The following is a 22,306-nucleotide window of genomic DNA, read 5'->3' on the forward strand; positions in this document are numbered from 1 at the left end:
CCTTGTGGGAGCGAGCCTGCTCGCGAAAGCGGCTTCGAACCCTAAACTGATTTCACATGCGCCAACGGAAACAACCGCTTGAAGTTCTCAGTGGTCTGCTCGGCAAACCGCTCGTAGGGCTCACCACGCAACATTGCCAGAAATTCCGCAACTTCACGCACGTACTGCGGCAGGTTTGGCTTGCCGCGATGGGGAATCGGCGCCAGGTACGGCGAGTCGGTTTCCACCAGCAATCGGTCGGCCGGCACCTTGCTGGCCACATCACGCAACGCATCGGCATTGCGGAAAGTGACAATCCCGGACAGGGAAATGTAATAGCCCATGTCCAGTGCAGCCTTCGCCATTTCCCAGTCTTCGGTAAAGCAATGCAATACGCCTGCCTGGGGCAAGGCCGCTTCACGCAACAAGTCCAGGGTATCGGTGCGGGCCCCACGGGTGTGGATGATCACCGGTTTGCCGGTCTGCTGCGCCGCTTGCAGGTGCAGGCGAAAGGATTCCTGCTGCAACTGCGCCGCTTCCGGCTCGTAGTGGTAATCCAGGCCGGTTTCGCCGATGGCGACCACCCGCGGGTGATTGAGCTCCTGCAACAGCCAGTCCAGCGCCGGCGCGGCCCCCGGCTGCACATCCAGAGGGTGCACGCCCACCGAGCAGTCGACGTCGTCATAACGTTCGGCCAGGGCTTTGACGTCGGCCGCGTTGTCCGCGCTGACACCGATACACAGAAAGTGCCCTACCCCGCGCTGTCGGGCAGCCTCCAGGGCGGCATCCAGGGAGCCGTCGTGGGCGGCCAGGTCGAGGCGATCAAGGTGACAATGGGAATCTACGAGCATAAAAGGGCTGCAACTTGTATCGAATGGGTGGGACGGGCGGATGTTCTGATACTCGGAGTCTAGGCGCGGACAGTCATCTTTGGCCAGGCAACGACGCCCATTGCACCAGCAATGCCTCCAGTAGCAAGGCCGGATTGAGGTTGGCCTTGCTCAAGACTTTCTGTCGCTGGGCGAGAATCCAGTCCTGAATATCGAGGACTTTGCCCTGGGCGCTTTTCTGCGCCAGGTATTGCACGACCTTGCGCATGTCGGCAAGGCCCAGGCCAGCTTCGTCCTGGGTCAACTGATAGCGCAGGATCAGGCTCGACCAATCGCAGAACCAATCGAACAGGCGCAACATCGGAATGTTTTTCCACTCTTCGGCCAGTTGCGTCGGCGACTGCTGTTGCTTGAGGAGTTTTTTCACCCCTTCCACCACTTGCATGCGTTGCTCACGCACGCCTTGGGCCTGAAGATTGACCGCCGCCAGTGGCGAACCGGCGGCCAGTGTCAGCAGTTCGACGCGCTCTTCTTCGGAACACTCCGGCAACGCCTGGGCCAGCCACTTCAAGCTCATGGTCTCGCCCGGCAGCGGACAGGCCTGCTGCACGCAGCGACTCTTGATGGTTGGCAATAAACGGCTCGGCTGATGGCTGACCAGCAACAACACTGTATCGCCGGACGGTTCTTCAAGGCTTTTGAGCAAGGCGTTGGCGGCGTTGATGTTCATCGACTCGGCTGGTTCGATCAGTACCACTTTGCGCCCGCCCAACTGCGCAGTCTGCACCACGAAACCGACCAGGTCGCGAACCTGATCGACCTTGATCGCCTTGTCGGCTTCTTCCGGTTCCAGGATGTAGTTATCCGGGTGGCTACCAGCCTTGAGCAGCAGACAGGATTTGCATTCACCGCAGGCTTGCAGCGCGTTCGGGCGCTGGCACAGCAAGCTGGCCATCAGGCGCTCGGCCAGTGCCCGCTTGCCGATCCCGGCCGGGCCATGCAGCAGGTAGGCATGCGCATGCTGGGCGCGACCAGCCAGGTGCTGCCAAAGGTTTTCCTGCCACGGATAGGCCTCAGCCACGGTTCAACTCCAGCAGGCGCGGTAGCAAGGCATCCAGCGATTGCTGAACCTGTGCCAACGGTTGGGCCGCATCGACCAGCACATAACGCGCCGGATCCGCCTCGGCCCGCTTGAGGAAGGCTTTGCGTACGGCATCGAAAAAGGCCCGGCCTTCGAGCTCGAAGCGATCCAGACGACCGCGGGCACTGGCGCGGGCCAGACCGACCTCGACAGGCAGATCGAAAATCAGCGTCAGGTCCGGACGCAGTTCACCCTGAACGAAGGTTTCCAGGGTCGCGATGCGCTCCAGCGACAAGCCACGGCCGCCGCCCTGGTAGGCGTATGTCGAATCGGTAAAACGATCACACAAGACCACGGCACCGCGGGCCAGCGCCGGGCGAATCACCTCGGCCAGGTGCTGGGCACGCGCCGCGAACACCAGCAGCAACTCGGCGTCCGGGCTCATGACTTCGTCGACCGGGGCCAGCAGTACTTCACGGATGCGCTCGGCCAACGGCGTGCCACCCGGCTCGCGGGTCAACACCACCTCGATGCCGGCGGCGCGCAAGCGCTCGGCCAGGTATTCGCGGTTGGTGCTCTTGCCGGCGCCTTCCGGGCCTTCCAGAGTAATAAACAAGCCAGTCACAGGCAGTCCTTAGTCAGAGTCATTGCGGGCTTTTCGGTGCGTTGGCATCGGGTTCCGGCATTTCAGGGGCTGGCGCAGGATCTTGCGCCGGCACTTGCGGTAGCGCCTCGGGAGCCGTGTTCGGTGAAGCGGCCGGGATCGGAGCCAACTCTTGCGAAGACTTGGCCTCCTGCGTACCGGTTTGCTCAGCCTCGGTTGGCGGCGTCTCGGGCGTGGAGGCGGGCGCCGGGCTGGAGCGGTAATCGGCACGACGCTTGAGCTGGAATTCCTTCACAGCATTGTTGTGAGCGTCCAGGTCGTCGGAGAACACGTGAGTGCCATCACCGCGCGCCACGAAGTATAGGCTGTTGCCCTCCACCGGATTGAGTGCCGCATGGATGGCTTCGCGACCGACCATCGAAATCGGCGTCGGCGGCAGGCCCGCATTCATGTAGGTGTTATAGGGCGTCGATTCCTTGAGGTGAGCCCGGGTCAGCTTGCCGCTGTAGCGGTCGCCAAGGCCGTAGATTACCGTCGGATCGGTCTGCAGCAGCATGCCCATCGCCATGCGTCGTACGAACACGCCGGCAATTTGCCCGCGCTCCTGCGGTACGCCGGTTTCCTTCTCCACCAGCGAGGCCATGATCAGCGCCTGGTAGGGTTCGGTGTACGGCGCATCCGCGGCGCGCTGCTCCCATTCCTTGGCGAGCACTTCGTCGAGGCGCTCGTAAGCGGTTTTCAGCAGCTCGATATCGGACATGCCGCGCACGTAACGATAGGTGTCAGGGAAGAAGCGCCCTTCCGGGAAAATCCCGCTGTGGCCGAGCTTGTCCATGACCTGGCTGTCGCTCAAACCGTCGAGGCTATGGTCGAGCTTCTCTTCTTTGGCCAGCGCTGCGCGGACCTGACGGAAATTCCAGCCTTCGACCAGGGTCAGGCTGTACTGAACCATTTCCCCGCGTTTCCACAGGTCGATCAGGCCTTCGACGGTCATGCCCGGCTTCATGCGGTATTCACCGCTGTGCAGGGGTTGCCTGGCGAGGTTGAAGCGCCAATATACCCGCAGCCAGAATGCGTCCTTGATGACGCCATTGGCTTCGAGTCGGTAGAAGGTGCGGGTCGGCGTGGTGCCCTTGGGCACATCCAGCAATTGCTCCTGGGCAATGTTCAGCGGCTGTACCAGCGCCGAATGAATTTTCCAGGCTGAAGCACCCAACAGCAGCCCTGCCAGAACCAGTCCGGTTTCCAGCAGCAGCAAGAATTTACGTCTCACGTATCAAGCATCCAGTAGCGCACGGGCAATGATTTGGAGTTTACGGGTGAGCGGCCCAACCGGCCAGTGAAGAGCAGCACAGGCGCGCACCGGCCAAACGCCATACACGCTGTTGCAGACAAAGACTTCGTCAGCCCATTGCAGTTGTTCGAGGGGAATGTCGGTGATTTGCGTGGGGATTCCCAGCGACCTGGCCTGGGACAATATTTCGCCACGCATCACGCCGGCCACGCCGCAGCGCTTGAGGTCAGCGGTGATGAGTGCGCCATCACGCACCAGGAACAAATTGCTGAACACGCCTTCAATCACGCGCCCGGCCTGATCGAGCATCAAGCCTTCGGCATGCTCGGTGTCCTGCCATTCGGCACGGGCGAGGACTTGTTCAAGACGGTTCAGGTGCTTGAGGCCGGCCAGTAATGGCTGTCTGGACAATCGCGTGGAGCAAGGAAACAGACGAACACCCTGCTCGCCATGCACGGCAGGGTAAGCAACGGGTGGATTGCCTTGCAGAATGCGTCGGGCCTGAGCCGAAGGATCCGGGGCGTAACCGCGCAGACCATCGCCACGAGTGAGGATGAGCTTGAGCACCCCGTCACCCAGTGCCGCGGCGTAGGCCAGCAGTTCGCTGCGGATCAACGCCTGATCGGCGGCAAGCGCCAGACGCGAACAGCCGTCCGCCAGACGCGACAGATGCCGGTCCAGCAATACGGGCTGCCCGTTGCGCACGGCGATGGTCTCGAACAGACCATCGCCATAAGCCAGGCCGCGATCCTTCAGCGACAAAGCGTCAGCCGGCTGACCGTCGACCCAGCTGTCCATCAGCCTGCGAACCGGCGGAACACCAGCGAGCCGTTGGTGCCGCCAAAACCGAAGGAGTTGGAAACGACCACATCGATATCCATGTTGCGCGCCGTGTGCGGCACGAAATCAAGGTCGCAGTCTTCGTCCGGCTCATCGAGATTGATGGTCGGCGGCGCTACCTGGCTGTTGATTGCCAGCACGCTGAAGATCGCCTCGACCGCGCCCGCCGCACCCAACAGGTGACCGGTCATGGACTTGGTCGAACTGACGGCCAGCTTGTAGGCGTGCTCGCCGAACACCGACTTGATCGCATTGACTTCGGCCAGGTCGCCTGCGGGAGTCGAAGTGCCGTGGGCATTGATGTACTGCACTTGATCGCCATTGATTTTGGCATCGCGCAGCGCATTGGTGATGCAGCGCGCAGCACCGGCGCCATCGGCTGGCGGCGAAGTCATGTGGTAGGCATCGCCACTGGTGCCGAAACCGATCAGCTCGGCGTAGATGGTCGCGCCACGCGCCTTGGCGTGCTCGAGCTCTTCCAGCACCAGCGCACCGGCACCGTTGGACAGCACGAAGCCATCGCGGCCCTTGTCCCATGGACGGCTGGCGCGGGTTGGCTCGTCGTTGCGGGTCGACAGCGCGCGGGAGGCACCGAAGCCGCCCATGCCCAGGCCGCAGGCGGCCATCTCGGCACCGCCGGCAATCATCACGTCGGCTTCGTCGTACATGATGTTGCGGGCCGCCATGCCAATGCAGTGAGTACCGGTGGTACAGGCCGTGGCGATGGCGTAGTTAGGTCCCTGTGCCCCCAGATGGATCGACAGGAAACCGGAAATCATATTGATGATCGAGCCTGGCACGAAGAACGGAGAAATCCGTCGTGGGCCGGTCTCGTGCAGCGTGCGGGCGGTTTCTTCGATATTGGTCAGTCCGCCAATACCCGAGCCCATGGCCACGCCGATGCGTTCACGGTTGGCGTCGGTGACTTCCAGGCCGGAATTGCGTACCGCCTGAAAACCTGCGGCCAGACCGTATTGAATGAACAGGTCGAGCTTGCGGGCTTCCTTGACCGACAGGTATTCCTCGACATTGAAGCCCTTTACCGAGCCGCCAAAACGGGTGGAATAGGCAGAAAGGTCGGCGTGTTCGATCAGACCAATGCCACTGCGGCCAGCCAGAATGCCCTGCCAGCTGCTTGGCACATCCGTGCCCAGTGGCGACAACATACCCATACCGGTGACTACGACGCGTCTACGCGACACAGCACTCTCCTTTTTCAAATGACGACTTTGCATCAGGCCTAAAGAAAAAACCGCACGCCGTGATGGCAGTGCGGTTTTTCCATGACAGCGAGCAACGATTACAAACTATTACGCCTGGTGGCTAGTAACGTAGTCGATTGCAGCTTGTACAGTAGTGATCTTCTCGGCTTCTTCGTCAGGGATTTCGGTCTCGAATTCCTCTTCCAGAGCCATCACCAGCTCAACGGTGTCAAGGGAGTCGGCACCCAGGTCTTCTACGAAGGAAGCAGTGTTGACCACTTCTTCTTCTTTAACGCCCAGTTGCTCAGCAACGATTTTCTTGACGCGCTCTTCGATGGTGCTCATACCTTGTTTTCACTCCTAATGGACAAATTCAGGCGGCTGGCCAGTGGGTAAGTGTATAGAAAGACTTTTCAGCTTTTCAACTGAAAGCTTCACTCCTCAAACCCGGTGACCCTATGCCTATAAAATAGATTGCAGCTTTATAACGGATTTTAGACAGCTCGTATGACATTTTTTTGAAGCAATCCGTCACATTTGAATTACATGTACATCCCGCCGTTCACCGGGATTGTAGCTCCGGTAACGTAAGCCGCACCGTCCGACGCAAGAAAAGCGACCACGGACGCGATCTCTTGAGCCTGCCCCAGACGACCCAGCGGAATCTGCGTCTGCAAGGCTTCACGCTGCGCCTCGGGCAGTTCACGGGTCATATCGGTATCGATGAACCCAGGGGCCACCGAGTTTACCGTAATCGAACGCGAACCGACTTCACGCGCCAGAGCACGGCTGAAACCTTCCAGACCAGCCTTGGCGGCAGCGTAGTTTACTTGGCCTGCGTTGCCCATGGCACCCACAACCGAACCAATACTGATAATTCGGCCCCAACGGGCTTTGGTCATGCCGCGCAAAACGCCCTTGGACAGGCGGAACAGACTGTTCAGATTGGTATCGACAACGTCGTGCCACTCGTCGTCTTTCATGCGCATCATCAGGTTATCGCGGGTGATGCCGGCATTGTTGACCAGGATCGCCGGCGCACCGAACTGCTCCTGAATGCTCGCCAGAACAGCCGCCACGGACTCGTCGCTGGTGACGTTGAGTTCCAGGCCAGTGCCTTGAATACCGTTTTCCTTCAGGGTCGCGGCAATGCGCTCGGCACCCGACGCGGAGGTCGCGGTACCCACAACGATGGCGCCCTGACGACCCAGTTCCAGGGCGATGGCCTGGCCGATGCCACGGCTCGCACCGGTGACCAGTGCAACTTTACCTTGCAGACTCATGCAAGCTTCTCCTGATTCAGGCCAACGCTGCACGGGCGGCAGCGAAAGCGTCTGGGGTATTGAGGTTGGATGTCGACACGCCTTCGGCGCAACGCTTGTTCAGACCCGCCAGCACTTTGCCCGGGCCGCACTCGACCAGGTTGGTCGCGCCCTTGGCTGCCAGCGCCTGTATGGATTCGACCCAGCGTACCGGCTTGTACAGCTGTTCGAGCAAATCACGCTTGAGGGTTTCCAGATCGGCCGGCACCTGGGCACTGACGTTCTGTACCACAGGAATCTGCGGTGCCTGCCAGTCGATCTCGGCGATCGATTCGGCGAAACGCTCGGCAGCCGGGCGCATCAGCTCGCAATGGGACGGCACGCTGACCGGCAACGGCATGGCGCGCTTGGCGCCACGCGCCTTGCAGCCTTCGATGGCGCGCTCGACGGCAGCCTTGGCACCGGCAATGACCACCTGGCCCGGTGAGTTGAAATTCACCGCACTGACCACTTCGCCTTGCGCCGCTTCGGCACAGGCTGCCAGTACGTCGGCATCGTCCAGGCCCAGGATGGCAGCCATACCGCCTTGTCCGGCCGGCACGGCTTCCTGCATCAGCTGGCCACGACGTTCGACGAGCTTCACTGCATTGCCCAGGCTCAGGCTGCCTGCCGCGACCAGCGCGCTGTATTCACCCAGGCTGTGCCCGGCAACGTATGCCGGGCGCGCACCACCTTCCGCCAGCCATAGACGCCACAGGGCAATCGAGGCAGTCAGAATGGCCGGCTGGGTTTTATCGGTTTGATTGAGTTGCTCTTCCGGCCCTTGCTGGGTCAGTGCCCACAGGTCGTAACCCAGTGCATCGGAAGCTTCTTTGAATGTTTCGAGAACAACCGGATGTTGCGCGCCCAGCTCGGCCAGCATGCCGAGGGACTGCGAACCCTGTCCCGGAAAGACGAATGCGAGGGAAGCAGACATGTAACAAGCCCCTAATGATCTTGTCGTCGGAGAATTGGCGTCCCGCTTGGGGGGCGCAAGAAACTGACAGTTGGATGGCCCATCGAACCAACCGGTCACATTTAAGCATTGTCCGACGAAAACGCCTAAAGCAATAAATCCTCCAGACGACCGTGAATGCGCTCGGGCAGGTTTTCCTGAATTTCGATCAGTGCGCGCTGAATGGCGCTCTGAAAACCCTGCACTCCGGCAGAACCGTGGCTCTTCACCACGATCCCCTGCAATCCGAGAAAGCTCGCGCCGTTATGCCGGGCAGGTGCCAGATCGGCCTGCAGACGCTTCATCAAGGGCAGCGCCAGCGCGCCGACCACGCGAGAGGCTACGTTCTTTCTGAACAACGCCTCGATGCGCCCGGCAATCATGGTCGCCAGGCCTTCGCTGGATTTGAGCAGGATGTTGCCGACAAAACCGTCACACACCACCACATCCGCTTCGCCGCGGTACAAACCGTCGCCTTCGACGAAACCGATGTAATTGATGCCGCGAGCGGCCTGTAACAAAGTGGCGGCCAGCTTGACCTGCTGGTTGCCCTTGATGTCTTCGGTGCCGATATTCAGCAACGCAACCCGTGGACGGGTGATGCCCAGAGTCTCCGCGGCAACCGAGCCCATGACTGCAAACTGCAACAGATGCTCGGCACTGCAATCGACATTGGCGCCCAGATCGAGCAACTGGCAATAACCTTTCTGCGTCGGAATCGCCGCGACCATGGCCGGACGATCAATACCCGGCAAGGTCTTGAGCACGAACCGCGACAACGCCATCAACGCCCCGGTATTGCCGGCACTGACACAGGCCTGGACCTTGCCGTCGCGCAACAACTCCAGGGCTACACGCATCGACGAGTCAGGTTTGCCACGCAAGGCCTGGGTGGGTTTTTCGTCCATGGTAATGACTTCGCTCGCCGGGGCAATCGACAGGCGCGCGCGATCCACAGCCGAATGGCCAGCGATCAATTCTTCAAGCAGGGAGGGTTGACCGACGAGGGTCAGGTGCAGCGAGGGTGTAGCAAACAGGCAAGCAAGGCTGGCCTGAACAATGCTGCGGGGACCGAAGTCCCCGCCCATTGCGTCAATCGCGATGACTTGAGCGGACAAGTGATTACTCGTCAGCGCCCTTGTCGATCACTTTACGACCACGGTATACGCCTTCTGGCGATACGTGGTGACGCAGGTGAACTTCACCGGTGGTTTTTTCTACAGACAGGGTGCTAGCCTCGAGAGCGTCGTGCGAACGGCGCATGTCACGGGCAGAGCGGGATTTTTTGTTCTGCTGAACAGCCATAATTGATTAACTCCTAAACGTTTGGGTCACGCTTTAACTGCGCCAATACACTGAACGGGTTGGACCGCGTTACCTCGTCCTCGCTCGGTTCGGGCTCATCTGCTCCCGCCGGCTGCTGGCATTCTTCCGGATGATGAGCAGGCACAATGGGCAAGGCGAGCAGAAGCTCCTCCTCGATCAGTGACTGCAGATCCAAAGGATCTTCGCCCAGTTCCAGCACGTCATAACCTTTCGGCAACGACTGGGTATTCGCACCCTCCTTCACCACGGCGTAACTGCATTCGCTGTGGATCGGCAGGGTGACCAGCTCAAGACAACGCTGGCAAACCATTTTGACTTCAGTGTCGATAAAGCTGTGGATGACCACAGATTTACGTTCATCTCGTTCAAAAACGAATTTAGCCTGCACCGTACCGACATTGTCGGAAAGCGGGTCGCAGAGTCTCTCCAAATCGGCCAGCAGCATTTCACCTTGAAGGGTGGTGCCACGATCAGCCAATTTGCGCGGGTCAACGTGAGGTGGAATCGGGTCATTCAACATAGGCGCAGCATTATAGGGATGCACCCGCCCATGTCAAAGGAAATTCAGCCCTGTCCGTCACTTGGAAGCCTCGCTAGAATTCGCACCTGCCTTATGGAGATGCGCATGCTGCCTTTATTACTCGCTTCTGGCTCGGTCTATCGCCGGGAATTGCTGGCCCGCCTGCAGCTGCCTTTCACGTGCAGCTCGCCGGATATCGACGAAAGCCATCGCCCTGGCGAATCCGCGATCGAGCTGGTCAAGCGCCTCGCCGAAGAGAAAGCGCGCGCCCTGGCCGACAGCCATACCGCTCATCTGATAATCGGTTCCGACCAGGTCGCCGTGCTGGGAGAGCGAATTATCGGCAAGCCCCACACTTTCGAAAAAGCCCGCGAACAACTGCTGGCCGCCAGCGGCACACGCGTGACGTTCCTGACCGGCCTGGCCCTGCTCAACAGCCAGACCGGGCACTGCCAGGTCGATTGCGTGCCGTTCACCGTACACATGCGCACACTCGACGCACCCCGCATCGAACGCTACCTGCACGCCGAGCAGCCCTACGACTGCGCAGGCAGCTTCAAGGCCGAAGGGTTGGGGGTGAGCCTGTTTCAAAGCACGCAAGGCCCTGACGCCACCAGCCTCGTCGGCCTGCCACTGATTCGTTTGACCGACATGCTCCTGACCGAAGGCGTGCAAATCCCCTGAAGATCAAAAGATCGCAGCCTTCGGCAGCTCCTACGCGGGCCGGTTTCACCCATGAATCGCGGGCACACCCAAATCCTGTAGGAGCTGCCGCAGGCTGCGATCTTTTGATTCTAAAAAAAACCGGCTGATGCCGGTTTTTTTATCACAAGAGACTCAGCGCAGCGACGGACCGTTAAAACCCATCCACATCGCCAAATGCTCAGCCACGCTGGCACCGAGTTTTTTCGAGAAGCGATCGAACGGCGACTCCTGAACGGTAAAGTCCACCAGTTCTTTCTCGCCGATCACATCCCGCGCAACCGAACTGGCATTGCCCAGCCCGTCGATCAACCCCAGCGGCAACGCCTGCTCGCCGGACCAGACCAGACCGGAAAACAGCTCCGGATGCTCCTTGTCCTTCAGGCGATCGCCACGCCCTTGCTTGACGCTATTGATGAACTGCTGGTGGGTCGTATCGAGCACGCCCTGCCAGAAGGCGGTTTCTTCCGGCTTCTGTGGCTGGAACGGATCGAGGAATGACTTGTGCTCGCCAGAGGTGTAAGTGCGACGCTCGACGCCCAGCTTCTCCATGGTGCCGACAAAGCCATAACCGGCTGCCGTCACACCGATGGAGCCGACCAGGCTCGCCTTGTCGGCGTAGATCTGATCCGCCGCGCTGGCGATGTAGTAGGCACCGGAAGCCCCCAGGTCGGAAATGACCGCATACAGCTTGGTGTCCGGGTGCAGGCCGCGCAGGCGACGGATCTCGTCATAGACATAACCCGACTGCACCGGACTGCCGCCCGGGCTGTTGATGCGCAGGATGACGCCCTTGACCTTGTCGTCCTCGAAAGCCGCGCGCAGGCTGCCAACGATATTGTCTGCGCTGGCCGGCTCCTTGTCGGCAATCATGCCTGTCACATCGATCAGCGCCGTGTAATTGGCACTGCGGGTAGCGGCCTTTTCCATATCCATCAGCGGCGAAAACAGGGCAATTGCGCCGAACAGATACACAAAAGTCAGCAGCTTGAAGAATATCCCCCAGCGACGGGACCGGCGCTGCTCCTGCACGCCGGCCAGCAGTGTCTTCTCCAGCAACTTCCAGCTTTTGTCGTCACCGCTCTCTGCGCTCGCCTTGGCGGGCGCCTTCCATTCGTCGGTCATGCCATCCACCCCAAAAACAACCGGTTAAGCCCGCTGACTCAGCCAGGCATGCAATTCTGAAAAACGGTCGATGGCAAGTCGCGGCTCATACAACTTCAACGCATCGATCGATTGGGCGCCATAACTGACGGCCACCGAGCCCATGCCGGCGTTGCGTGCCATCTGCAGATCAAAGGACGAATCACCGACCATCAACGCCTGTTCCGGGCGAACCTCGCAATGGGCCAGGATTTGCTCGAGCATCAGCGGATGGGGCTTGCTGGCGGTCTCGTCGGCAGCGCGGGTGATATCAAAGTAATTCTCCCAGCCATGGGACTTCAACACCCGATCCAGCCCGCGACGGGCCTTGCCGGTCGCCACAGCCAGATGATAGCCCTCGGCACGAAACGCCTCGAGCGACTCGACCACACCCTCGAACAGCGGCGAAGGCACAGCCTCCGACGCAATGTAATGCTCAGCATAGTGCTCACGGAACGCGATCAGCTCGGCATCAGCGATTTCGGGGTACAGCGTGCGGATCGCTTCCGGCAAGCCCAGGCCGATGATGCCCTTGACGGCAAAATCATCGCGCAGCTCAAATCCGGAGCGCTGCGAGGCAACGTGCATTGCCTCGACAATCCGGCCAATGGAATCGGCCAGCGTGCCGTCCCAGTCGAAGATCAGCAGTTTGTAATCAGATGGGCGCACTCAATCGCTCCACGGTTTTGGCCCACATCTCGTCGACCGGCGCTTGCAGCTTCAGCTCACCACCATCGGGAAGTGGCACGGTCAGCATGTAGGCGTGCAGGAACAGACGCTTGCCGCCCAGATCGCGGATTTCCTTGCTGAAACCTTCGTCGCCATACTTGGTGTCGCCAGCGATGCAATGCCCGGCGTGCAGGGTGTGGACACGGATCTGGTGAGTCCGGCCGGTAATCGGTTTGGCCTCGATCATGGTGGCAAAGTCGCCGAAGCGGCGCAGGACCTTGAACACGGTCACGGACTCCTTCCCCTCCTCCTCGTCGACCTCGACCATGCGCTCGCCGGAACGCAGATTGCTCTTGCCCAGCGACGCACGGACTTGCTTGATCGAGCTCGCCCAGTTACCGCGGACCAGCGCCATGTAGCGCTTGTCGACGCCATCACCGCGCAACGCGGTGTGCAAGTGGCGCAACATGCTGCGTTTCTTGGCGATCATCAACAGGCCGGAGGTATCACGGTCGAGACGGTGAACCAGCTCGAGCTCTTTGCAATCGGGGCGCAACTGACGAAAGGCTTCGATCACCCCGAAAGTCAGGCCGCTACCGCCATGAACCGCAATGCCCGCAGGCTTGTTGATCACGATCAGGGCCTTGTCTTCGAAGACAATCGAGGCTTCGAGTCGCTGCAGCAACCCCTGCGCCAGTGGCACCGGCTCGTCGCGCTCGGGCACACGAACCGGCGGCACGCGCACGATATCGCCCGCCTGCAACTTGTACTCGGGCTTGATCCGACCTTTGTTCACACGCACTTCGCCCTTGCGCAAAATGCGGTAAATCAAGGTCTTGGGCACGCCTTTGAGTCGGGCGAGAAGGAAATTATCAATACGTTGGCCGGCATATTCCGGCGAGACCTCAAGCAGTTGTACGCCTGGAGTCGGGGGGGTAGTCGTCGTCATGCCGCGGATGATAACAATTTTTTATGGAATTGAAGCACTTAATCATTACTGCTATAGTCGCGAACGTCGCCAAAAGCGGCCTGGACAGCGGACCAACGGTCAAAAACCGGCCCTGACCAACGCAATTCACCAGGACGCGAGGCCGTCCTACGGGGCTTTCGCTACGTAACGGTGGAGTTTGCAGGTGTAACGAGCGCAGGTGACATGAGGCCTGAATCACGCCACAAAGCAGAGTTTTCCACTCGTTTTGCGCGCCATATTCACGGCCAGTTCACAAAGTGCAGTCAGCTGCAAATGACCCCGAGCGAAGGCATCGGAAACAACGCCTAAATTAGCCATGATGCGTGACCTCCCCCTTTCGGAGCTCACGGTAAATGCCAACCCGCTGCGGATTCTGCGCGCGGCAGCACCCGAATTATCAGGGATACGTGTAGGGTGGAGATGCACAACCGCCGGACTGTGTAGCAACAGGCTTTCTCAAGACGCTTCATCTCGTCCACAGCCGCTGGTTGATTCCTCCTCCTGACTGAGTGCTTAAGTAGCCACAGCAAGCAGGACGCGTACGTCGCGATGAAGGCCCACATTGGCCGGACTTCGCTGGACACGGGAAATGGCCAACCACTCCCGACGCACCTGACACCGACCGTGAGAAGTCGTGTGTGCCGAACGCCGTTTCCGGCAGCCCGGAAACCGACGGTACTACATGAAAAGAATGCTGATTAACGCAACTCAACCCGAAGAGTTGCGTGTTGCACTGGTAGATGGCCAGCGCCTCTACGACCTGGACATCGAATCCGGTGCACGCGAGCAGAAGAAGGCCAACATCTATAAAGGCCGGATTACTCGCATCGAACCAAGCCTCGAGGCTGCCTTTGTCGATTTCGGCTCTGAGCGCCACGGCTTCCTGCCCCTCAAAGAAATCTCCCGCGAATACTTCAAGAAAGCCCCGGAAGGTCGCGTCAACATCAAGGACGTCCTGAGCGAAGGCCAGGAAGTCATCGTTCAGGTCGAAAAAGAAGAGCGTGGCAACAAGGGCGCCGCCCTGACCACCTTCATCAGCCTGGCCGGTCGTTACCTGGTGCTGATGCCGAACAACCCGCGTGCCGGCGGTATCTCCCGTCGCATCGAAGGCGAAGAGCGCAATGAACTGCGTGAAGCCCTGAACGGCCTGGTTGCACCGGCCGACATGGGCCTGATCGTGCGCACTGCCGGCCTGGGCCGCAGCAGCGAAGAAATGCAGTGGGACCTCGACTACCTGCTGCAACTCTGGACTGCCATCAAGGAAGCCTCGCTGGATCGTTCCGCGCCGTTCCTGATCTACCAGGAAAGCAACGTGATCATCCGCGCGATCCGCGACTACCTGCGCCAGGACATCGGCGAAGTGCTGATCGACAGCGTTGAAGCCCAGGACGAAGCTCTGACCTTCATCCGCCAGGTGATGCCGCAGTACGCCAGCAAGATCAAACTGTACGAAGACAGCGTTCCGCTGTTCAACCGTTTCCAGATCGAAAGCCAGATCGAAACCGCTTTCCAGCGCGTCGTCGAACTGCCTTCCGGCGGTTCCATCGTCATCGACCCGACCGAAGCCCTGGTGTCCATCGACATCAACTCGGCGCGCGCCACCAAAGGCAGCGACATCGAAGAAACCGCCCTGCAGACCAACCTTGAAGCGGCCGAAGAAATCGCCCGTCAGTTGCGCTTGCGCGACATCGGCGGCCTGATCGTCATCGACTTCATCGACATGACCCCTGCCAAGAACCAGCGCGCCGTGGAAGAGAAAGTCCGCGAATGCCTGGAAGCCGACCGCGCTCGCGTGCAAGTCGGTCGCATCTCGCGCTTCGGCCTGCTGGAAATGTCCCGTCAACGCCTGCGTCCATCCCTGGGCGAAAGCAGCGGCATCGTCTGCCCGCGTTGCAACGGCACCGGCATCATCCGTGACGTTGAATCGCTGTCCCTGGCGATCCTGCGCCTGATCGAAGAAGAAGCCCTGAAAGACCGTACCGCCGAAGTTCGTGCACAAGTGCCGATCCCGGTGGCTGCGTTCCTGCTCAACGAAAAACGCAACTCGATCACCAAGATCGAACTGCGCACCCGCGCCCGCATCATCATTCTGCCGAACGATCACCTCGAGACGCCGCACTTCGAAGTGCAGCGCCTGCGTGATGACAGCCCCGAAGCGGCCACCAACCAGTCCAGCTACGAAATCGCCGCTGCCGCTGCCGAAGTGGAAGAAGTCCAGCCAGCCGCTGCGACCCGCACCCTGGTTCGCCAGGAAGCAGCGGTCAAGACGGCGCCGGCCCGCGCCAATGCTCCGGTTCCGACCGAAGTTGCCGCTCCGGCCCCTGCTCCGGCTGCCGTGCCAGAGCCAAGCCTGTTCAAAGGCCTGGTTAAGTCGCTGGTGAGCCTGTTTGCCACCAAGGAAGAGCCTGTCGCGCCGGTTGTGGTTGAAAAGCCTGCTGCCGAGCGTCCAGCCCGCAACGAAGAGCGTCGCAACGGTCGCCAGCAAAGCCGCAACCGTAATGTTCGCCGCGATGAAGAGCGCAAGCCTCGCGAAGAACGTGCACCGCGTGAAGAACGCGCCCCACGTGAACCGCGTGAAGAGCGCCAACCACGCGAAGTGCGCGAACCTCGCGAGACCCGCGAAGAAACTCCGGCAGTCGCCCGCGAAGAACGCGCACCACGCGCTCCTCGCGAAGAACGTGCCCCGCGCGCTCCGCGTGAAGATCGCAAGCCACGGGGTGAGCGCGAAGAACGCGTTCGTGAACTGCGCGAGCCTCTGGATGCCGCTCCGGCTACTCCGGCTGCTCCAGCCGCCGCTGCTACCGCTGAAGAGCGTCCAGCCCGCCAGCCACGTGAAGAACGCGCGCCACGCCCTCCGCGTGAAGAGCGTCAGCCACGTGCCGAACAAGCTGCCGCAGCCGAAGCTGAAGAAGAACTGACCACCAACGAAGAGCAACTGCAGGAAGAAGGTCAGGAAGGCGCCGAAGGCGATCGTCCACGCCGCCGCTCCCGTGGCCAGCGTCGTCGCAGCAACCGTCGCGAGCGTCAGCGTGACGCCAACGGCAATGTGATCGAAGGTTCGGAAGAGTCCGAGTCCGGCGAAAACGCTGAAGCACCAAGCGTTGCCGATCTGGCCGCCGGCCTGGCTGTCACCGCAGCCGTTGCCAGCAGCGTGATCAGCGCTCCAGCTGAAGCGCAAGCCAATGTGCAAGCCGAACGCGCCACTGCCGCTACCCTGGAAGCAGCTCCGGTTGAAGCGCCAGTCGTTGAAGCGACCACACCGGTCGAAGTCACCGCCTCGCCGGAGATCGAAGTAGCGCCAGCGCCAGAAGCTCAGCCAGCTGTTGAAGCGGCTGCCGAGCCAGCGCCAGTGGTAGAAACTCCTGCCGTGGCTGCAGAAGCGGTTGTTGAAACCGTGACTGAAACCGTGCGTGAAGTTCGCGAAGAGCAAACCGCATTCAACTGGGTTGCCGAGCCAGCCGTCGCTGAAGCCGCTGAAACCCAAGTGGCTGAAGCCATGGTTTCCGAGCCGGTGGTTGCTGCTGCAGAACCGGCTCCAGCGCCGGTGGTTGAAGCGCCAGTCGTTGAAGCACCGGTCGTTGCCGAAGCACCTGCACCGGTAGTCGAAGCCGCTCCTGTCAGCGCCCTGACGCCAAGTGGCCGTGCGCCTAACGACCCACGTGAAGTGCGTCGTCGCAAGCGTGAAGCCGAGCGTCTGCAGAAGGAAGCTGAACTGGCTGCCGCTGCTGCTCCGGCTGAAGCGGTTGTTGCTGCCGAGCCTGCACCGGTTGCTGCTGAAGTGGTTGAGGCAGCGCCTGCCCCGGTCGCTGAAGTGGCTGCCGAGCCGGTTGAGTCGGTGATCCACGAAGCGCCGCGCTCCGTTCAGAAAACGGTAGAGCAACACGAGCAAGCCGAGGAAAAAGAACACGAGCCTAAACCTCTCGTCTGATTCCATCGGCCACTGAAAAGCCCCGCCTGGTGATCCAGGCGGGGCTTTTTATTTCAGTAAAGATCAAAAGATCGCAGCCTTCGGCAGCGCCTACAGATGATCGACGTAGGAGCTGCCGAAGGCTGCGATCTTTACGACTTCACTCAAAAACCAATTTCTGCGGTACATCCACATCCCACAAAACCCCGGGATCATTCACCGTAACTTCAACTACCCGCCCTTGGGCAAATAGCGATTTGGCGCCACGATCCCCCGATAGCGCCATCAACCCCGCCGCGAAGTCCCGTCCGAACCCGACCGGATGCCCGCACTCACCGCTCTGCACAGGCACGCTGATACTGTCATCGCCAATACCCGCCACCACTTGCCCGATACTGGATGGCAGGATGAACGGCATATCCCCCAGCACCATCAGCCAGCCATCGAGTTGCTTGCAGGCAGCGACTCCCGCGGCAATGCTGTCGCCCATTCCCGTCGATTCGATCAGTACAATCTCGCAACCATAGGCCTGAGCCATGCGAATAACCTGCGGGCGGTCAGCAGTGGTCACCAGTACGCGTTTGTCCAGCGTCGCCGGAAGGTTGACCAACGTATGCTCGATGACGGACCGCACCACGCCGTCACGCCCGGTGCAATCGGCCAGCAATTTATCCTTTTCGGCGCCCGCCACCTGACGAAAGCGGCTGCCCTGCCCCGCCGCCAGCACGACGACGCCAATGGACTCGCTCATACCCTCTCCTGCAAGACTTTCTTCTGCTTCAGTTCGACGCCGTTTTTGACCGCCACGATTTCCGCCATGAGCGACAAGGCAATTTCCGCTGGATTATGACTGCCAATGTGCAAACCGATCGGACCATGCAAGCGGTCAATCGCCGGTTGCGACAAACCCAGTTGAGCCAGGTTTTCCCGGCGCTTCTGGCTGTTGACCCGCGACCCCAGCGCCCCGACGTAAAAAGCCCTGGAATCCAGGGCCGTGAGCAGCGCCATGTCGTCCAGACGCGGATCATGGGTCAAGGCCACGATGGCCGTGCGTTCATCGGTCTCGATATTCAACACCGCCTCATCCGGCATGCCCGAAACGAATCGTCCGTGCTGCTCCTCCCAGCCGTAGACGAACTCGCTACGCGGATCGCAAATCAGCACCTCGAAATCCAGCAGGCGGGCCATTTCAGCGACATAGCGCGATAGCTGCCCCGCGCCGATCAGCAGCAAGCGCCAGCGCGGGCCATAGATCGCACGCAAGGTCTGTCCATCGAACGTCAACACGTCAGCTTTATTGGCCGGCTGCAAAAGCACTTCGCCGGTGGCCAGGTTCAGTTCACGGGCAACGATTTCATGGGCCTCGCAACGGGCGAGCAATTGCTCGACCCAAGCCCCATCGTCGATACGCTCCTCGGTCAAGCGCAAGGTGCCACCGCAGGGTAAGCCGAAACGTGCGGCTTCCTCGCGGGTCACGCCGTAGGTGATCAATTGCACCGGCGACCCGTCAAGCGCAAGGCGTCCGTCGTGCAGCCGGGCGATCAAGTCATCTTCGACACACCCGCCCGAGACCGAACCAATCACCATGCCGTCTTCACGCAAGGCCAGCATGGCGCCGGGTGCCCGGGGCGCAGTGCCCCAGGTTTCGACCACGCTGTACAACACCACCCGCTGACCGGCGCGATGCCATTGCAACACACTGCGCAGGACGTTCAGATCGGCGCTGTCCATCAGGCGCCAGCCTTCTGCCAGCCCGACAGCTGATAACGAACCGGCAGGTTGCGGATGCGTTTGCCGGTGGCCGCAAAGATCGCATTGCACAGTGCCGGTGCAATCGGTGGCACGCCCGGCTCACCCACACCGCCCAATGGCACGTTGCCCGGCGGCGTCACCAGATGCACGGCCACCTCTTTTGGTGCCAGGGACATGCGCGCCACTTCGTACATGTGGAAGTTATCCTGCTGGACCTTGCCGTCCTTGAAGCTGATTTCTCCCAGCACCGCATTCCCCAGGCCCATGACGCAGGCACCTTCGAACTGCGCGCGAATGCGCTCGGGATTGATCTGTGGTCCGCAATCGACGGCGATGTCGGCCTTGTGCACCACCAGCGTGCCGTCGTCTTTGACCTCCACTTCGATCACCGCCGCCACATACGTCACGAAGCTGTAATGCACCGCCAGTCCCAGACCGCGGCCCTTGGGCAACTCGCGCCCCCAACCGGCGGCCTTGGCAGCGGTCTCCAGTACCGTGCGCAGGCGCGCGGTGTCGATCGGATAACGCTCGGGGGATTCGCCGTAGTTCCACTCGTCACTCAAGGTTCGCGGATCGATCTGACGGTCCGGACCGAGCAATCTGATCTGGTACTTCAGCGGATCCTCCCCGGCCTTGTGCGCCAGCTCATCGATAAAACTCTGGATCGCGAAACCATGGGGAATGTTCGACACCGAGCGATACCAGCCGACGCGGGTGTGCACCGTTGCTTCGGGGTTCTCCAGGCGAATGTTGGGGATCGCATACGCCATGTTGGTGAATCCCATGCCCAGTTCGAACGCTGCCTCATGGTTCATGCCCGGTGCAAACAACGCGGTGATGCTCGGGGCTACCGTGCGGTGCAACCAGCCGGATGGCAGGCCATCCTTGTTCAGGCTGGCCTTGAGGTATTCGGCCGATACGGTGTGGAAGTAAGAACAATGAATGTCGTCTTCGCGGGTCCATTGCACCCGCACCGCTTTACCGGGGAATTCCTTGGCGAGGATGGCGGCTTCGATGATGAAGTCAGGCTTGGACTTGCGCCCGAACCCTCCCCCGAGCAAGGTCACGTTGAACGTGACATTGTCGAACGGCAGGCCCAGGCGTTCACCGATCCGTTCCCGAGTGACCTGCGGCGCCTGGCTTGGCCCCCAGGCTTCGCAGGCACCGTCCGTGAACCGCGCAATGGCGACCATCGGTTCCATCGGCGACTGTGACAAATGCGGCAAGTAGTAGGAGGCTTCCAGGGTGCTGTCGGCGCTGGCCATGGCCTTGTCGATGTTGCCGGTATTGCGCACCACCTTGCCGGGCTTGAGCGAGGCTGCTTCAAGTTCCTTGCGATAGGCGATCGAGTCGTAGCTGGCATTGGGGCCGTCGTCCCACTCGATTATCAGCGCCTCGCGGCCCTTGATCGCCGCCCAGGTATTGCTCGCCACCACGGCGATACCGCCCAAGGGCTGGAACTCCGAAGGCAACGGACGGCTTTCGATCTGCACCACCTTGACCACGCCGGGGACTTTCATCGCCGCGCTGCCATCGAAGCTTTTGACCTTGCCGCCATACACCGTGGGCCGCGCAATGGTCGCATACAGCATGCCGTCGAAATGCACGTCGGCGCCGTACACCGCCCGGCCGTTGACGATGTCCTCCCCATCGATGGCCTTGGTGCCTTCCTTGCCGATGTAACGGAACTCAGCCGGCTGCTTGAGCTTCAGGCTGTCGCGGGCCGGAACCGGCAAGGCGCCTGCGGCGGAGGCCAGGGCGCCATATCCGAGCTCGCGACCAGAAGGCTCATGGACGACCTTGTGCAGTTGCGCATGGCATTCACCGACCGGCACTTTCCATTGTGCGGCGGCGGCCTGTTCGAGCATGGTCCGCGCGGCGGCACCGCAGCGACGCATCGGCTCGTACCAGTGACGCATGCTGCGCGAGCCGTCGGTGTCCTGGTTGCCGAAGCGCACTTCATCGCCGGGGGCCTGCTGCACCTTGACCATCGCCCAGTCGGCTTCCAGTTCATCGGCCACCACCATGGTCAAGCTGGTGCGCACGCCCTGGCCCATCTCCGAGCGGTTGCAGATCACGGTCACCGTGCCATCGGCGGCGATGCTGACATACACCTTAGGGTCATCGACCCAGCCATGGGGCATGCCGTCGGCGCCGAATTTTTTCTCTTTCTCTTCGGCAAACGCGTCCTGCCAGCCCCAACTCGCGGCGACGACCAATGCACCGGCTGCGCTGACACCTTTGATAAAACCACGCCGACTGAGATTGCTCAGGGCGAAATCATTCGGTAACCGGCTCATGCCTTGGCCTCCTTCAGGTGAGTGGAGGCCTGGCGGATCGCGGTCTTGATGCGGTTGTAGGTGCCGCAGCGACAGATGTTGCCGACCATGGCTTCTTCGATCTGCTCATCGCTGGGGTTCGGATTGGTCTTGAGCAGCGCCGTCGCCGACATGATTTGCCCACCCTGGCAGAAGCCGCATTGGGCGACTGCCGTGTCGAGCCAGGCTTGCTGCACGACTTTGCCGATCGGATCGGCGTGCAGGTTGTCGATGGTGCTGACATTCTGCCCGGTGACTGAACCGATGGGCGTGATGCAACTGCGGGCCGGAGCCCCTTCGATATGAATGGTGCAGGCCCCGCACAGGCCCATGCCGCAGCCGAACTTGGTGCCGTTGTAACCGGCCACGTCGCGGATCGCCCAGAGCAGCGGCATGTCCTCGGTGACGTCGAGTTGATGGTCTTGACCATTGAGCTTCAGGGTAATCATGGGCACGCCCGCATGGATCTTGAGTTGTGGGGTCGAGCAATCTGCCGCGGGATCTCGGTGGGTCGCACGCAGATCGACTCAGGCTAATGGGCTCTCTTGTGCAGACGCAGACGTCTGCACCGGGCCTTTGGTGGAGCAAGAGTGTGCATCGTTAGCTGACTAAGTTAACCGAGCATTAACAAAAAAGCCCTGCACGATAAACATCGTGCAGGGCTTTTTGATCCGTCCTGGAAGCTTAGGGGGCGTTCTCAATTAGTTTTCCCGTCGCGTTGTCGCCTTAAAGCGGGCCAGGCAAGGCGCAGGCCGCTGGAAATGGTTGTTCCCTTTCCAAGGCCTGCAACGCAGCCTGGCCCGTTTTAAGGCACAACCCGAAGGGCCGGGCCTGCTGTTGTGCAGGGCTGCGTTGCTCGAAGCTTATTTGGAATGACCAAACCACGCTTCTCGCGCCTTGCCCTGCACAACAG

Annotated in this window: 21 protein-coding genes; 2 read left to right on the plus strand and 19 right to left on the minus strand. The window is 60.8% G+C overall.

Features of this window, described 5'->3' with window-relative positions:
* Positions 1-41 precede the first annotated feature (41 nt).
* The 12 genes from AC1DWG_RS05305 to AC1DWG_RS05360 all read right to left on the minus strand — a co-directional run bounded on the left by AC1DWG_RS05305 (position 42) and on the right by AC1DWG_RS05360 (position 9,932).
* Positions 42-830, minus strand: a complete 789-nt coding sequence (locus AC1DWG_RS05305) for a TatD family hydrolase (protein WP_477765385.1) — start codon at positions 828-830, stop codon at positions 42-44.
* Positions 831-903: 73 nt separating this feature from the next.
* Positions 904-1,890 carry a DNA polymerase III subunit delta' gene (locus tag AC1DWG_RS05310; protein ID WP_477759906.1) on the minus strand — a complete coding sequence of 329 codons (987 nt, stop codon included), beginning with the start codon at positions 1,888-1,890 and terminating at the stop codon, positions 904-906.
* Positions 1,883-2,515, minus strand: coding sequence for a dTMP kinase (tmk, locus tag AC1DWG_RS05315; RefSeq protein ID WP_477765386.1), 633 nt, complete (start codon positions 2,513-2,515; stop codon positions 1,883-1,885). The genes AC1DWG_RS05310 and tmk overlap by 8 nt, the downstream gene beginning before the upstream one ends.
* A 19-nt stretch (positions 2,516-2,534) precedes the next feature.
* Positions 2,535-3,767 carry an endolytic transglycosylase MltG gene (gene mltG / locus AC1DWG_RS05320; protein ID WP_477765387.1) on the minus strand — a complete coding sequence of 411 codons (1,233 nt, stop codon included), beginning with the start codon at positions 3,765-3,767 and terminating at the stop codon, positions 2,535-2,537.
* Positions 3,768-3,770: 3 nt separating this feature from the next.
* A complete protein-coding gene (gene pabC / locus AC1DWG_RS05325) occupies positions 3,771-4,586 on the minus strand; it encodes an aminodeoxychorismate lyase (RefSeq protein WP_477754366.1) in 816 nt (271 codons plus the stop codon).
* Positions 4,586-5,830 (minus strand): beta-ketoacyl-ACP synthase II, encoded by a 1,245-nt coding sequence (gene fabF / locus AC1DWG_RS05330; RefSeq protein ID WP_477759907.1) that lies wholly within the window; start codon positions 5,828-5,830, stop codon positions 4,586-4,588. The genes pabC and fabF overlap by 1 nt, the downstream gene beginning before the upstream one ends.
* Positions 5,831-5,938: 108 nt before the next feature.
* Positions 5,939-6,175 (minus strand): acyl carrier protein, encoded by a 237-nt coding sequence (acpP, locus tag AC1DWG_RS05335; protein ID WP_003175607.1) that lies wholly within the window; start codon positions 6,173-6,175, stop codon positions 5,939-5,941.
* Positions 6,176-6,372: 197 nt separating this feature from the next.
* A complete protein-coding gene (gene fabG / locus AC1DWG_RS05340) occupies positions 6,373-7,113 on the minus strand; it encodes a 3-oxoacyl-ACP reductase FabG (RefSeq protein ID WP_007997043.1) in 741 nt (246 codons plus the stop codon).
* A 16-nt stretch (positions 7,114-7,129) separates the two neighbouring features.
* Complete coding sequence (fabD, locus tag AC1DWG_RS05345; RefSeq protein ID WP_477765388.1) at positions 7,130-8,068, minus strand: ACP S-malonyltransferase; 939 nt, start codon at positions 8,066-8,068, stop codon at positions 7,130-7,132.
* A 125-nt stretch (positions 8,069-8,193) separates the two neighbouring features.
* Positions 8,194-9,204, minus strand: coding sequence for a phosphate acyltransferase PlsX (gene plsX / locus AC1DWG_RS05350; protein ID WP_477765389.1), 1,011 nt, complete (start codon positions 9,202-9,204; stop codon positions 8,194-8,196).
* A 4-nt stretch (positions 9,205-9,208) separates the two neighbouring features.
* Positions 9,209-9,391 (minus strand): 50S ribosomal protein L32, encoded by a 183-nt coding sequence (gene rpmF, locus AC1DWG_RS05355; RefSeq protein WP_003179396.1) that lies wholly within the window; start codon positions 9,389-9,391, stop codon positions 9,209-9,211.
* Between the two features lie 13 nt (positions 9,392-9,404).
* A complete protein-coding gene (locus AC1DWG_RS05360) occupies positions 9,405-9,932 on the minus strand; it encodes a YceD family protein (protein ID WP_007942001.1) in 528 nt (175 codons plus the stop codon).
* A gap of 105 nt (positions 9,933-10,037) precedes the next feature.
* Here AC1DWG_RS05360 and AC1DWG_RS05365 point away from each other — a divergent pair, with 105 nt between their 5' ends.
* Positions 10,038-10,616, plus strand: coding sequence for a Maf family protein (locus tag AC1DWG_RS05365; RefSeq protein ID WP_477754362.1), 579 nt, complete (start codon positions 10,038-10,040; stop codon positions 10,614-10,616).
* A gap of 153 nt (positions 10,617-10,769) precedes the next feature.
* Here the strand turns inward: AC1DWG_RS05365 and AC1DWG_RS05370 are convergent, their stop codons facing one another.
* Genes AC1DWG_RS05370 through rluC form a run of 3 tightly spaced genes read right to left on the minus strand, consistent with a single transcriptional unit; the run spans position 10,770 to position 13,395 of the window.
* Complete coding sequence (locus AC1DWG_RS05370; RefSeq protein WP_477754361.1) at positions 10,770-11,759, minus strand: S49 family peptidase; 990 nt, start codon at positions 11,757-11,759, stop codon at positions 10,770-10,772.
* A 24-nt stretch (positions 11,760-11,783) separates the two neighbouring features.
* The gene (locus tag AC1DWG_RS05375; RefSeq protein ID WP_477754360.1) at positions 11,784-12,446 is read right to left on the minus strand and encodes an HAD-IA family hydrolase; all 663 of its coding nucleotides are present in this window, start codon (positions 12,444-12,446) and stop codon (positions 11,784-11,786) included.
* Positions 12,433-13,395: a 23S rRNA pseudouridine(955/2504/2580) synthase RluC gene (rluC, locus tag AC1DWG_RS05380; RefSeq protein ID WP_477754359.1), complete on the minus strand. Its 963-nt coding sequence runs from the start codon at positions 13,393-13,395 to the stop codon at positions 12,433-12,435. The genes AC1DWG_RS05375 and rluC overlap by 14 nt, the downstream gene beginning before the upstream one ends.
* Positions 13,396-14,098: 703 nt before the next feature.
* Here rluC and rne point away from each other — a divergent pair.
* A complete protein-coding gene (gene rne, locus AC1DWG_RS05385) occupies positions 14,099-17,344 on the plus strand; it encodes a ribonuclease E (protein ID WP_477787432.1) in 3,246 nt (1,081 codons plus the stop codon).
* Between the two features lie 139 nt (positions 17,345-17,483).
* On the opposite strand, the gene AC1DWG_RS05390 is transcribed toward rne, so the two are convergent.
* Genes AC1DWG_RS05390 through AC1DWG_RS05405 form a run of 4 tightly spaced genes read right to left on the minus strand, consistent with a single transcriptional unit; the run spans position 17,484 to position 21,842 of the window.
* The gene (locus AC1DWG_RS05390; protein WP_477765392.1) at positions 17,484-18,074 is read right to left on the minus strand and encodes a nucleotidyltransferase family protein; all 591 of its coding nucleotides are present in this window, start codon (positions 18,072-18,074) and stop codon (positions 17,484-17,486) included.
* The gene (locus AC1DWG_RS05395) at positions 18,071-19,054 is read right to left on the minus strand and encodes an XdhC family protein (RefSeq protein ID WP_477787433.1); all 984 of its coding nucleotides are present in this window, start codon (positions 19,052-19,054) and stop codon (positions 18,071-18,073) included. The genes AC1DWG_RS05390 and AC1DWG_RS05395 overlap by 4 nt, the downstream gene beginning before the upstream one ends.
* Positions 19,054-21,375, minus strand: coding sequence for a xanthine dehydrogenase family protein molybdopterin-binding subunit (locus AC1DWG_RS05400; protein ID WP_477765394.1), 2,322 nt, complete (start codon positions 21,373-21,375; stop codon positions 19,054-19,056). The genes AC1DWG_RS05395 and AC1DWG_RS05400 overlap by 1 nt, the downstream gene beginning before the upstream one ends.
* Complete coding sequence (locus tag AC1DWG_RS05405) at positions 21,372-21,842, minus strand: (2Fe-2S)-binding protein (RefSeq protein WP_477754354.1); 471 nt, start codon at positions 21,840-21,842, stop codon at positions 21,372-21,374. Before AC1DWG_RS05405 ends, AC1DWG_RS05400 begins: the two co-directional genes overlap by 4 nt.
* Positions 21,843-22,306 lie beyond the last annotated feature (464 nt).

The sequence above is a fragment of the Pseudomonas sp. P4_B3 genome (assembly GCF_056402295.1).

Excerpts from the sequence above, each read along its gene's own strand:
- AC1DWG_RS05305 (WP_477765385.1), bottom strand. The coding sequence starts at position 830 with ATGCTCGTAGATTCCCATTGTCACCTTGATCGCCTCGACCTGGCCGCC.
- pabC (WP_477754366.1), bottom strand. The coding sequence starts at position 4,586 with ATGGACAGCTGGGTCGACGGTCAGCCGGCTGACGCTTTGTCGCTGAAG.
- acpP (WP_003175607.1), bottom strand. The coding sequence starts at position 6,175 with ATGAGCACCATCGAAGAGCGCGTCAAGAAAATCGTTGCTGAGCAACTG.
- fabG (WP_007997043.1), bottom strand. The coding sequence starts at position 7,113 with ATGAGTCTGCAAGGTAAAGTTGCACTGGTCACCGGTGCGAGCCGTGGC.
- fabD (WP_477765388.1), bottom strand. The coding sequence starts at position 8,068 with ATGTCTGCTTCCCTCGCATTCGTCTTTCCGGGACAGGGTTCGCAGTCC.
- rpmF (WP_003179396.1), bottom strand. The coding sequence starts at position 9,391 with ATGGCTGTTCAGCAGAACAAAAAATCCCGCTCTGCCCGTGACATGCGC.
- AC1DWG_RS05360 (WP_007942001.1), bottom strand. The coding sequence starts at position 9,932 with ATGTTGAATGACCCGATTCCACCTCACGTTGACCCGCGCAAATTGGCT.
- AC1DWG_RS05365 (WP_477754362.1), top strand. The coding sequence starts at position 10,038 with ATGCTGCCTTTATTACTCGCTTCTGGCTCGGTCTATCGCCGGGAATTG.
- AC1DWG_RS05370 (WP_477754361.1), bottom strand. The coding sequence starts at position 11,759 with ATGACCGACGAATGGAAGGCGCCCGCCAAGGCGAGCGCAGAGAGCGGT.
- rluC (WP_477754359.1), bottom strand. The coding sequence starts at position 13,395 with ATGACGACGACTACCCCCCCGACTCCAGGCGTACAACTGCTTGAGGTC.
- rne (WP_477787432.1), top strand. The coding sequence starts at position 14,099 with ATGAAAAGAATGCTGATTAACGCAACTCAACCCGAAGAGTTGCGTGTT.
- AC1DWG_RS05390 (WP_477765392.1), bottom strand. The coding sequence starts at position 18,074 with ATGAGCGAGTCCATTGGCGTCGTCGTGCTGGCGGCGGGGCAGGGCAGC.
- AC1DWG_RS05395 (WP_477787433.1), bottom strand. The coding sequence starts at position 19,054 with ATGGACAGCGCCGATCTGAACGTCCTGCGCAGTGTGTTGCAATGGCAT.
- AC1DWG_RS05400 (WP_477765394.1), bottom strand. The coding sequence starts at position 21,375 with ATGAGCCGGTTACCGAATGATTTCGCCCTGAGCAATCTCAGTCGGCGT.
- AC1DWG_RS05405 (WP_477754354.1), bottom strand. The coding sequence starts at position 21,842 with ATGATTACCCTGAAGCTCAATGGTCAAGACCATCAACTCGACGTCACC.